The 11987-nt window shown below is 34.3% G+C and carries 12 protein-coding genes; 7 read left to right on the top strand and 5 right to left on the bottom strand.

Annotated elements, in window-relative coordinates; genetic code table 11:
* Positions 1–18: 18 nt before the first annotated feature.
* The 3 genes from PW52_RS04005 to trhO form a co-directional block, all read right to left on the bottom strand.
* The gene (locus PW52_RS04005; RefSeq protein ID WP_044631620.1) at positions 19–516 is read right to left on the bottom strand and encodes a gliding motility lipoprotein GldH; all 498 of its coding nucleotides are present in this window, start codon (positions 514–516) and stop codon (positions 19–21) included.
* Entirely contained in the window at positions 503–1762 is a 1260-nt protein-coding gene (locus PW52_RS04000) for a PSP1 domain-containing protein (protein ID WP_044631619.1), read from the bottom strand. The genes PW52_RS04005 and PW52_RS04000 overlap by 14 nt, the downstream gene beginning before the upstream one ends.
* 216 nt (positions 1763–1978) lie before the next feature.
* Positions 1979–3043: an oxygen-dependent tRNA uridine(34) hydroxylase TrhO gene (gene trhO / locus PW52_RS03995; protein ID WP_044631618.1), complete on the bottom strand. Its 1065-nt coding sequence runs from the start codon at positions 3041–3043 to the stop codon at positions 1979–1981.
* Positions 3044–3450: 407 nt separating this feature from the next.
* Here trhO and recA point away from each other — a divergent pair, with 407 nt between their 5' ends.
* From recA to PW52_RS03975, 4 genes are all read left to right on the top strand, one after another.
* Complete coding sequence (gene recA / locus PW52_RS03990; protein WP_044631617.1) at positions 3451–4458, top strand: recombinase RecA; 1008 nt, start codon at positions 3451–3453, stop codon at positions 4456–4458.
* A 111-nt stretch (positions 4459–4569) separates the two neighbouring features.
* Entirely contained in the window at positions 4570–4977 is a 408-nt protein-coding gene (locus PW52_RS03985) for a hypothetical protein (protein WP_044631616.1), read from the top strand.
* Positions 4978–5006: 29 nt separating this feature from the next.
* Positions 5007–5549, top strand: coding sequence for an RNA polymerase sigma factor (locus PW52_RS03980; protein WP_044631615.1), 543 nt, complete (start codon positions 5007–5009; stop codon positions 5547–5549).
* Positions 5549–7120 carry a hypothetical protein gene (locus tag PW52_RS03975; RefSeq protein WP_044631614.1) on the top strand — a complete coding sequence of 524 codons (1572 nt, stop codon included), beginning with the start codon at positions 5549–5551 and terminating at the stop codon, positions 7118–7120. Before PW52_RS03980 ends, PW52_RS03975 begins: the two co-directional genes overlap by 1 nt.
* A gap of 73 nt (positions 7121–7193) precedes the next feature.
* Here the strand turns inward: PW52_RS03975 and PW52_RS03970 are convergent, their stop codons facing one another.
* On the bottom strand, positions 7194–7931 hold the full coding sequence (locus PW52_RS03970; RefSeq protein ID WP_044631613.1) for a lysophospholipid acyltransferase family protein: 738 nt from the start codon (positions 7929–7931) through the stop codon (positions 7194–7196).
* A 116-nt stretch (positions 7932–8047) separates the two neighbouring features.
* On the opposite strand from PW52_RS03970, the gene trpS reads away from it, so the two are divergent.
* Positions 8048–9016 carry a tryptophan--tRNA ligase gene (gene trpS, locus PW52_RS03965; protein WP_044631612.1) on the top strand — a complete coding sequence of 323 codons (969 nt, stop codon included), beginning with the start codon at positions 8048–8050 and terminating at the stop codon, positions 9014–9016.
* 106 nt (positions 9017–9122) lie between these two features.
* Here trpS and dprA read toward each other — a convergent pair whose 3' ends face one another.
* Positions 9123–10226, bottom strand: a complete 1104-nt coding sequence (dprA, locus tag PW52_RS03960) for a DNA-processing protein DprA (RefSeq protein ID WP_044631611.1) — start codon at positions 10224–10226, stop codon at positions 9123–9125.
* Between the two features lie 105 nt (positions 10227–10331).
* Here dprA and PW52_RS03955 point away from each other — a divergent pair, with 105 nt between their 5' ends.
* Together PW52_RS03955 and PW52_RS03950 are read left to right on the top strand one after the other, a co-directional pair.
* Complete coding sequence (locus tag PW52_RS03955) at positions 10332–11276, top strand: HU domain-containing protein (protein WP_044631610.1); 945 nt, start codon at positions 10332–10334, stop codon at positions 11274–11276.
* 57 nt (positions 11277–11333) lie between these two features.
* Positions 11334–11843, top strand: a complete 510-nt coding sequence (locus tag PW52_RS03950; RefSeq protein WP_044631609.1) for an acyl-CoA thioesterase — start codon at positions 11334–11336, stop codon at positions 11841–11843.
* Positions 11844–11987 lie beyond the last annotated feature (144 nt).

The following is an 11987-nucleotide window of genomic DNA, read 5'->3' as shown; positions in this document are numbered from 1 at the left end:
TTACCTTAAAAAGTTCTATTAATTACTTTTCGTTGCATGCTCTATTCTAAAACCAACATCGGTAATACCTATTAGTTCTTCAACACCATTTACTTTACCATTTTCTCGCATGGCGTGTTGTATTTTTACAATATAATTACCAGTTTCGTTAAAAATAACGGCTTCTTTGTACCACAACTTATTCTCTTTTACATCGGTATACCCAACCCCAAGAAGTTTTCCTGTGGGATCTGCCATACGGTACTCTAAAGTATCTTTTACAGTTTTACCATGCGGAAATTGCATTTCTACAATTAAGAATAAATTGCTGAATTTATACGCATTAGTATTTCTTAAATTTACAAACAAATTGTACGCATTGGTAGAATCGGGCGGTGCAATATTAAAACTAACAATAGAGTCTTTATGCCATTTATTAGGAACCGATTTATAGGTGTCGAAAACCCGATTTGAATCGCACGATACTAAACTTAAAAAGGTTATTAAAAACAATAAAAAAACATTACTTCGAGCCATTATTCGATTTTTGTCTTTGCGGTTTTTTACGCTTATTATTGTTATTGTTATTATTACTCCTGTTACTATTACGGCTACGATTATTATTACCACCTCCGTTGTTTTTATTCGCGCTGTTTTGCTTGTTTCTATTGTTTTTACGTTTTCTAGGACGTTTTGGACTATCGAAACGTGTTAAACTATCTTGTCCTACAACGTTCTCGAAATTAGTTTTAGTATCTTCAACCAAATCGCTAGCGTATTCTTCGAGGCTGGCTATTTTTTTATTTTGCTTATTAAGCGCAATAATTTCGTTGGCTTGTTCTGTAGTAATTTTGTGCCAATTCATCCATTCGCCTTCGTATGCATACCACATGTGCCCTTTAAATATGTCTGTTTTTTGGCAAACAGCAGTTCCTTTTTCTGTTTGAATTTTAATTTCAACTTTAGGAAAATCTTTTAAAGCATCTAAATAGGTGTCTAGCTCATAATTTAAACAACATTTTAATTTTCCACATTGTCCAGCAAGTTTTTGTGGATTTAACGATAACTGCTGATAACGCGCAGCTGAAGTACTTACCGAACGAAAATCGGTTAACCAGGTAGAACAACACAATTCACGCCCGCAAGAACCTATACCACCAAGTCTGGCTGCTTCTTGTCGGAAGCCTACTTGTTTCATTTCGATTCTTGTACGAAACTCGCGTGCAAAAACTTTAATTAGCTCTCTAAAATCCACGCGTTCTTCTGCTGTATAATAAAAGGTCGCTTTGCTGGCATCACCTTGAAATTCGATATCAGATATTTTCATTTGCAATCTTAAATCTATTGCAAACTGTCTCGCTTTAACCTTCATAGGTTCTTCGCGATCTCTGGCTTTTTGCCAAATATCAATATCTTTTTGACTTGCTTTTCGGTAAATTTTTAAAGCCTCTTTGGTGTCGGTTGGTATTTTTTTACGCTTCATTTGCACGCGTACCAATTCCCCCGTAAGGGTAACCATTCCAATATCATGACCTGCTTTAGCTTGGGTAGCAACAACGTCACCAATACTAAGCGTTAAATTTTCGGTGTTATGATAATATTCTTTTCTCCCGTTTTTATATCGCACCTCAACCCAATTAAAAGGTTCTTCTCCCGATGGAAGTGACATATTAGATAACCAGTCGAAAACAGTTAATTTGTTGCAACTATCTGTACCACACGTGCCATTATTTTTGCAACCTTTTGGTTGTCCATCTTTAGTTGAGCAACTTGCACAAGCCATAAGTTAATAAAGTATATATTGAATTCGTTAATAACTAATTTATTACGAATAACGATTTGTAATTAATTTTAATGTGTAAAGATAACATTATTTGTTTAGTTAAATAAATATACATTTTATGTAACGTAAACATCACTAAATTAGAAATTACTTTTCGAAATAAAACGTTTTATGGCATAAAAAAAGCAACTATTTAAGTTGCTTTTTTTTGATAGATTATTTTTTAAAATGCTCAAATATATTTCGGAGATCTTTTTTGTAAGGCAAATGGTCGGCTCTCCCTTTTTTAAAGATATCGTTGCTATTGCCTTGACCTTTGCGAAGTTCTTTTTGTTCTTCGTAGGGCAAACGGTTTATTTCCATGCACGCCGTAGAACAACAGTTTTCCATTTCTTCTTTACATTTTGGACATTGAATAAATAATAAATGGCAGGCTTCGTTAGCACAATTGGTGTGCACATCAAAAGGTTCTCCACATTGGTGGCAATTTGCAATTACATCGTCGCTAATGCGCTCTGCTCGCCGATCGTCGAACACAAAATTTTGCCCTAAAAACTTATTTTCTAAATTTTCCTCTTTTACTTGTCTGGTGTATTCTATAATACCACCTTCAAGCTGATACACATTTTTAAATCCTTTATGTTTAAAATAAGCACTGGCTTTTTCGCATCGAATACCGCCTGTACAATACATCACTAAGTTTTTATCTTCTTTGTGTTCTTTTAAATCGTCTTCAATAATATCTAAAGATTCTCTAAAGGTATCAACATCTGGCGTTATGGCATTTTTAAAATGTCCAATTTCGCTTTCGTAGTGGTTACGCATATCAACCAAAACGGTGTTTTCATCTTCAATAAGCTCATTAAACTTATCGGCAGCAACATGTACCCCTTTGTTTGTTACATCAAAAGTTTCATCATTTAAACCATCGGCTACAATTTTTGGGCGCACTTTAACTTTTAATTTTAAAAACGACATATTGTCTTGCTCTACAGCAATATTCAGTCTAATATCTTTTAAAAAATCAATGGTATCTAAATGTGTTTTAAAAGCTTCGAAGTTTTCGGCTGGCAACGATAATTGCCCGTTAATCCCCTCGTTTGCGACATAAATTCGACCTAATACATCGAGTTTATCCCAAACTAAAAAAAGTTGATCTCTAAATTCGTGTGGATTTTTAATTTTGGCGTACTGATAAAAAGAAAGTGTTAATCGATCTTGCCCTGCTTTTTCGATTAATTCTGCTCTTTCTTTTGCGCTTAATTTGTTGTACAGTTGCATGCTATACTAAGTTTTAAGGTTAAAAAAAGTAATAATATAAAGTGCAAAACTACAATTTTCGAGGCTTTTAGCAATTATTTGTCATAAAAAAAGCACTTTAATTAAACTTAAAGTGCTTTTTCTCCTTCGGTGATTTTACAATTACCATTAACCAAAAAAGGCTATTGAGAAACCCCAGGCGTTAGTTAATTTAGTTTTCGTGAAAAAAAAATAATCTTTTCATAGCAATTTTTCCCACTTTAAATAGTAGATGCTAAAAACATAAAAAGGTTGCGTGCTAATTTTTTTTTAATTAAGATAAATTATTAACAACAACGTAAATTGTTAAAAAAGCATAGGCCTTAATATTGTAAGATGCCAAAACTTATAGTATTTTAGCATACAATTTTTTAGAAAAAAACGAAACGATGAGTAGCGAAAAAGAAGCAAAATTAAAAGCACTAAAACTTACTTTAGATAAATTAGATAAAGCCTACGGAAAAGGTACAGTAATGAAAATGAGCGACTCTGCCATTGTAGATGTAGAAGCTATTTCGTCGGGATCGTTAGGTTTAGATATTGCCTTAGGCGTTGGCGGATATCCACGCGGGCGTGTAATAGAAATTTACGGTCCAGAATCATCGGGTAAAACGACCTTAACGCTGCATGCCATTGCCGAAGCACAAAAATCTGGAGGTATTGCTGCTTTTATTGATGCTGAACATGCTTTTGATAGATTTTACGCCAAAAAACTAGGTGTAGATATAGATAATTTAATTATTTCTCAGCCAGATAATGGTGAACAAGCCTTAGAAATTACCGATAACTTAATTCGTTCTGGAGCTATAGATATAGTTGTAATAGATTCTGTTGCAGCATTAACCCCAAAAAGCGAAATAGAAGGCGAAATGGGCGACTCTAAAATGGGACTTCACGCCCGTTTAATGTCTCAAGCCTTAAGAAAATTAACAGCATCGATTAGTAAAACCAATTGTACTGTAATATTTATTAACCAGTTACGTGAAAAAATTGGAGTTATGTTTGGTAACCCTGAAACCACAACTGGTGGTAACGCATTAAAATTCTATGCTTCGGTTAGATTAGATATTCGTCGATCTACACAAATTAAAGATACAAGCGGAGATGTTTCGGGGAATAAAACTCGTGTAAAAGTGGTGAAAAACAAAGTAGCTCCTCCTTTTAAAACCGCCGAATTCGATATTATGTATGGTGAAGGCGTTAGTAAAGTAGGTGAAATTTTAGATTTAGCCGTTGATTACGAAATTGTAAAGAAAAGCGGTTCGTGGTTTAGTTACGACGATACTAAACTAGGCCAAGGTAGAGATTCGGTTAAAGCTTTAATAAAAGACAATCCAGAGCTAATGGATGAACTAGAAGCCAAAGTAAGGCAAGCTGTAGCAGAAGCCAAAGCTTAAAAAATTTATAAAATCCCGTTAAAAACGGGATTTTTTTATTTTACTACGCAACCTTTTATAAAACATTGCATCTTATAGGCAAACGTGTATAATATCCCTAAATTTAAAGCAATGAAAAAGTTTATTGCACTTTGTTTACTAATTTTTAGCCTAGCATCATGTAGTCTAGATGATGACCCTAATTACTATTTTGAAGTTTTACCTGTTGATAGCGTAGACATTCCCGATGAATTCATAATGGGAGAAACTTACCCAATAACCATTTATTATTATAGGCCAACCTCTTGCCACAGTTTCAGAGATTTTTATTATAATAAAAACAATAACGAACGTACAGTAGCTCCAATAACTTATGTTTTTGAAGATAGCGCATGCGAAACCCTAGATGACGAATTGGTTGAAGCCACATTTAATTTTACGGTAACAAGTAATGGGTCGTATATTTTTAAATTTTGGCAAGGTGAAAACGATGCAGAAGAAGACACCTATTTAACCATAGAAGTACCGGTAACCGAATAAACTAATTATAAATTAATACGTGTTTTAATTTGAGTTTAAAACAACTCATAGAAAATTGTAAAACCAATGATACCAAAGCACAAAGCGAATTATACAAACTCTTTTCGGGTAAGTTATTCGCCACCTGCTTAAAGTATTCGCGTAATTATGCCGAAGCCGAAGATAATTTACAAGATGCTTTTTTAACAATTTTCAATAAAATAGAACAGTATAAACACAAAGGCTCTTTTGAAGGTTGGCTAAAACGCATTACTGTAAACACCGCGTTACAGCGTTACCGAAACGAAAAGGTTTTTGATATCGTAAACGAAAATAATATTGAAGATGAGTATATAGAAATTGACGACAACAACATTTCTATAGAATATCTTTTAAAAATAATTCAAGAATTACCCGATAGATATCGTTTGGTGTTTAACCTTTACGTGTTAGATGGGTATTCGCATAAAGAAATAGCTGGTTTGCTAAATATTAATATTGGCACATCAAAATCGAACTTAGCAAGAGCAAGACACATTTTGATACAAACCATAGAAGCACATAAAGCGCGACCACAGTCGCAAACCTTATAATGAGTGATAAAAAACACATAGATCGATTATTTCAGGAAGGCTTTAAAGATTTTGAAGCCACACCTAATGATGCCGTTTGGGAACGTATTGAAACAGAGCTTAACCAGAAAAATAAAAAACGTCGTGTTATACCAATTTGGTGGCGTTATGCTGGTGTAGCCGCTGCTTTATTGCTATTGTTAACCATAGGTTTTAATTATTTTAATACTGATAAACCACAAGACACCATAAACGTTGTTGATTCTGAAAACACACCAAACAACACAATAAACACTAATAAAAATAGTATTGCTGATGTTAATAACGTTGAAAACACAAACGCAGCAAACAAAAATAACATAGCCAATACAAGCCATACAAAACCAAACGACACCCATACACAAACGGAAGCTGTTTCAAACACCAAAACCGCTTCAACTGTTGTAAAACCTTCAGATGAAACGGCAATTACAAAACCCTTTAATGCGAGTACAAAAGCAGGTAATAAAACTAAAAACAATTCGCATCTGGCACAAAATCCGGGTTTAACCCAAAACGAAAACATGCTGAAAAACATTGCTGAAAATGAAAGTAAGTCGGTTTTAAATAACCACAACGCAACCGAAGCTGTGGTTACAACACCAAACAACACCGAAAAACCAACTGTTTTAATTGATAAAACCCAAGCTAAGAAACTTATTACCCAAACGAATAACAATAATACGGCTATCACAAAAACCAAAACAAGTAACGAAAACAATAACACCGAAAACAATACAAAGGCCTCTTTAACCATTGAAGAAGCTCTTGAAAACAATAAAACAACCATTGAAGAAGAAAAAGAAAACCCCAAAAACAGGTGGAGCGTTGCCCCAAATGCTGCGCCTGTTTATTTTAATACCATGGGCAATGGTTCTTCTATCGATCCGCAATTTAATAGCAACTCTAAAACAGGAAATATTAATATGAGTTATGGTATTTCGGCGAGTTATGCTGTTAATAATAAAATTACCATTCGCTCGGGCGTGAACCGTGTGAATTTAGGTTACAACACCAACGATGTGCTTGTATTTCAATCGGCTGGAGTTAGTAACCGTAGTGCTTTGCAAAACTTATCTATTAATACTAGTGACGCTTTAATAGCCAACGATGCTTCTGGCAGCAGTACCAATGTAAGTTTTGAAAGCGCCAAAGCTGCTGCTGTAATACCTAATTCGTTTGAAACCGAAAACACTTCGCTAAATCAATCTCTTGGATATATTGAAGTGCCCTTAGAAATTCAATATGTGGTTTTAGATAAAAAATTTGGTGTTAATGTAATTGGAGGTTTCAGTTCATTGTTTTTAAATAAAAATGAAATTTACTCGGAGTCTGCAAACGGCAACAGCATTCTCTTAGGAGAAGCCAACAATATTAACAGCTTTAGCTACAGTGCCAATTTAGGCCTTGGCTTAAATTATAAAATGACTAACACAATTGATTTGAATTTAGAACCTATGTTTAAATATCAAATTAATACGTTTAAAAATACTTCTGGTAATTTCAAACCATTTTTTATTGGAGTGTATACCGGATTCGCTATTAAATTTTAGGTTTTTGGTTAGATCTGGATTTGTGCAGAAGTGTACAAATCTAAAAAAACTGCTCGTTCCCCCGGGCAGTTTTTTATTTATTATACGCCTGTAGTTTATTTAAAATAACGGTTCGTGCTTGTATATTAAGCGGTTTAGTATCTTGTATGGTTAAGCCTTCGGTTTTTATAAATTTATGGATATAGGCACGCATTCTACCAGGGCTTCCACTAAAAAAAGTAAAGGAAAATCGTTTTTTATTATCGGCAAAGGTAATTGGCACAATAGGAATTTGGTGGTTTATGGCCAACCTAAAAGCGCCATCTTTAAAGCTGTCCAAAACTACCGCTTCATCGGGCACACCGCCTTCAGGAAAAATACAAATACTTAGTCCCGATTTTAAACGTCGTTGTGCTCTTAAAAACACAGCTTTTCGGCTTTTTTCTGAACTTCTATCAACTAAAATACAAGTACGTTTATAAAAAAACCCAAACAACGGTATTTTTGCTAATTCTGCTTTACCTACAAAAACAAATGGGTTTTTCACGGTGGCAAGCATAAGCATAATATCGGCCATTGAGGTGTGGTTCGCAATAAACATGTAACTTTTACCTTTTATAGGCGTTTGTTCGCGTTTAATACTATATGTAAAGCCCATACCAATAAGAATAAATTTTGCCCAAAATCGCGCAAGCTTAAAGAAAAACGGATACCACGATTCTTTTGAAATAGAAATCAATAAAATTGGGAATAAAAGCAAAATAGGCAACGCTACCAGTACATAAAACCAAACCCGATATAGAATCCAAAAAATGTATTTAAAAGCCTTCATGAAATTCAAAAATACAGAATTGTATTGAGCAATTCTATTAAAAAATATACCTTTGCTCGAACAAAAAAGATTAAGATTAATATTAATGCAATTCTCACTTTAATGAGAATATAACTATGGCAAGAATTTTAACCGGAATACAAAGTACAGGAACACCGCATTTAGGCAATATTTTAGGAGCAATTTTACCTGCAATAAAAATGGCAGAACAGCCAGAAAACGATTCGTATTTATTTATTGCTAATTTGCATACATTAACACAAATTAAAGATGCCGAAACGCTTCGCAATAACACTTATTCTGTTGCTGCAACTTGGTTAGCTTTTGGCTTAGATATTGAAAAAACGGTGTTTTACAGACAAAGCGATGTGCCACAAGTAACCGAATTATCGTGGTACTTAAGTTGCTTTTTTCCGTACCAGCGCTTAACACTTGCCCATGGTTTTAAAGATAAAGCAGATAGATTAGAAGATGTAAATTCAGGCTTATTTACTTACCCAATGCTTATGGCTGCCGATATTTTAGCTTATGATGCCGAAATAATTCCAGTTGGTAAAGATCAATTACAGCATATTGAAATGACTCGCGATGTGGCTTCTCGTTTTCACAATAAAATGGGAGAAACCTTTGTTTTACCTCAAGGTAAAATACAAGAAAACATCATGCTAATTCCGGGTACCGATGGTGAAAAAATGAGTAAAAGTCGTGATAACACCATCAATATCTTTTTAAACGATAAAAAGTTACGTAAACAAATAATGGGTATTCAAACCGATAGTACGCCTCTTGAAGAACCTAAAGATTGGAGTACTTGTAATTGTTTTGCTATTTATAAGCTGTTAGCTAACGACGAACAATTAGCCACCATGAAAGCCAACTATGAAAATGGTAATTATGGTTACGGACATGCGAAACAAGCGCTGTTTGAATTAATTGTTGAAACCTTTGCTGCACAACGCGAAAAGTACCATTACTACATGGACAACCTTGCTGAGTTGGATAAAGCTTTAAATATTGGTGCCGAAAAAGCATCGAAAGTTGCAAATGCTGTTATTGGTCGTGTTCGTGAGAAGGTTGGATATTAGTTTAGTAGACGTTAGAATGTCATTCTGAATTTATTTCAGAATCTTATTCTCTAATTTTATAAGACCCTGAAACAAGTTCAGGGTGACACAAAAAACGGAACTTTTTTTAAATAACCTCAAACAATTTCCCTGGCAAGGGGCGCACAACGCCTTTCAATTCCATATTTAATAACAAACTACTTACCTTAAACACTGGTAAGTTGCAATTTATAGCAATAGTGTCGAGTTGCTCTTTATTATTATCTCTTAAGAAATTATAAATTGATTTTTCTTCGGTATTAAGTTCTACAAACAATTGCTTTTGTATGGTTGGAGGTGCTTTTTCTTCGAGTTGCCAATTTAAAATATAAGGCACATCTAAAGCTGTACTTAACAAATGCGCTTTTTGCTGCTTTATTAAATTATTACAACCTACACTTTGGCTATCTGTAGTTCGTCCTGGAACTGCAAACACATCACGATTATACGAGTTAGCAATATCGGCAGTAACCAAACTTCCTCCCTTTTCGGCCGATTCTATAACTATTGTTGCCTCGCTTAAACCAGCTATTACTCTGTTTCGTTTTAAAAAGTTATTTCTATCGAACTTAGCTGTACTCCAAAAATCGGTTAAAAATCCCCCGTTATTTTCTACATCGACCATGTATTTTTTATGCACTTTTGGGTAAATTGTGTTTAAACCATGTGCTAAACAGCCTATAGTTTGCAACTCGTTTTTAATAGCGGCTTTGTGAGCAGTAATATCGGTGCCATAAGCAAACCCAGATACAATAATAGGATTATAAACAGCAAGTGTTTCAACCAAATTTTGGCAAAAAGCAATACCTGCAGTGGTTATTTTACGCGTTCCAACAATACTAATAATACGCTGATTTTCCAGACTTATATTCCCAGATTGAAAAAGTAAAATTGGGCCATCGATACAGTGTTTTAGTTTTTTAGGATAATTATTAGCTTCAAAATAAAGCGTCTTTATATTATTTTCTCTAATAAATCGAAGTTCGTTTTCGGCTTCCAAAAGGCGTGATGGTTCATGTAAATGTTTAATAGTAATGCTTCCAATACTATCAATTTTTAAAAGATTTGATGGCTTTTCTTTTAAAACAGCTTCGGCCGAACCACAATGATTTATTAGTCGTTTAGCAATAATATCGCCAATATTAGGCACGTTTTGTAAGGCTAAAGTGTAAATTAAATCTTGCTCACTCATTAAGAAAATTAGGTATATTTTTTCTAAAATAAGCTAATTTTAACAGGCTTAAAAAAATGTAACGCAAATTTTTATGAGAAAATAAAAAATTTTAACTTTGTTACTATGCAATTAGAAACCTACATAAGCGATTTATTGTACCGATACGAGTGCGTTACTGTACCAGATTTTGGTTCATTTTTAACTCAAAATGCATCGGCTACAATCGATGAAGCGTCGAACACCTTTTTTGCTCCAAAAAAAATTATGTCGTTTAACGAGCAAATTCAAAATAACGATGGTTTGTTAGCACATTATATTGCCGATGTAGAAAAAATACCTTTTGAAACGGCCAATCAAAAAGTTGCAAACCGTGTTAAAAACTTAAAATCGTTTTTAACGCAAGGTGAGACTTTAACTTTTAATAATATTGGAACTATTTCTCTTAATGGAGAAGGCAAATTACAATTTGAACCTACCTATCATTTAAATTATTTAACTGAAGCTTTTGGCTTATCTCAGTTTACTTCTAGAAAAATTGATAGAGAAGTTTATAAAGAAGAAGTCGAAGCCATAGAAAAAGTAGTCCCAATTGCAGTTACAAATAACAAGCGAAAAACATCTCCTCTTTTAAAGTATGCATCTATTGCGTTAATAGCTTTAACACTTGGCGGTTATATAGCCTCAAATTACTACGCTAACGAAGTTGAAGCTTACAATCAAGTGGCACAAAAAGAGGCTACAAAACAATTAGACACAAAAATTCAGCAAGCAACTTTTAATTTAAACCCGTTACCAGCTATAACGTTAAACATCAATAAAACAGAGAAAACCTTAGGAAATTTTCACATTGTTGCAGGTGCATTTAGAGTTGAAGCCAACGGAGACACTAAAGTTAAAGAGCTTAAAGCACTTGGCTACGAAGCTAGAAAAATTGGCTTGAACAAATATGGCTTGCACGAAGTGGTATATGGCACTTACAAAACAGGGCGCGAAGCTTTAGCCGCCGTAAAAAGTATTAGAAAAACTCACAATCAAGATGCTTGGATTTTGGTTAAGGAGTTAAATTAGATTCTTACTTAAAAAATCAAGAATAATTTTACCTTTGCCAAATCATAATAATCTACTATGGAGGCAAAAACACCAGAAGCATCAAAAACCATTTTAACCGATGTCGTTTTACCAGGCGAAACCAATGCATTAAACAACCTTTTTGGAGGCGAACTTTTAGCTCGAATGGATCGTGCTGCAAGCATAGCAGCAGGTAGACATAGTCGTCGCATTACTGTTACGGCTTCTGTAAACCATGTTGCCTTTACAAAAGCAGTTCCGCTAGGTAGTGTTGTTACAGTTGAAGCTAAAGTATCACGTGCTTTTAGAACCTCAATGGAAGTATGTATTGATGTTTGGATAGAAGATCGTCAATCTGGTGAACGAACGAGAGTAAACCAAGCGATTTACACTTTTGTAGCCGTTGATGAAACCGGTAAGCCAACTACCATTCCTGAAGTTATTCCAGAAACGAAACTCGAAAAAGAACGCTACGACGCTGCTTTACGTCGTAAACAACTTAGTTTACTTCTTGCTGGGAAAATAAAACCGCAAGATGCGACAGAATTAAAAGCGTTGTTTGATTAAAAAATAAAGTTATAGCAAGTTATTTGTTCTCGATACAATTCTTCGTACCTCAGAATCACTCGAACTGACGGCGTAACTCAAATAAAGCCTTCATTACATAAAACTCATGTTGTCACTTCGAGTGAATTTACGCAGAGCGGGGGT

Source organism: Neotamlana sedimentorum, from assembly GCF_000943565.1.
GTDB classification, from domain to species: domain Bacteria; phylum Bacteroidota; class Bacteroidia; order Flavobacteriales; family Flavobacteriaceae; genus Neotamlana; species Neotamlana sedimentorum.
The sequence above is the reverse complement of the archived record's forward strand: the minus strand, read 5'-3'. Positions and strand labels throughout refer to the sequence as shown.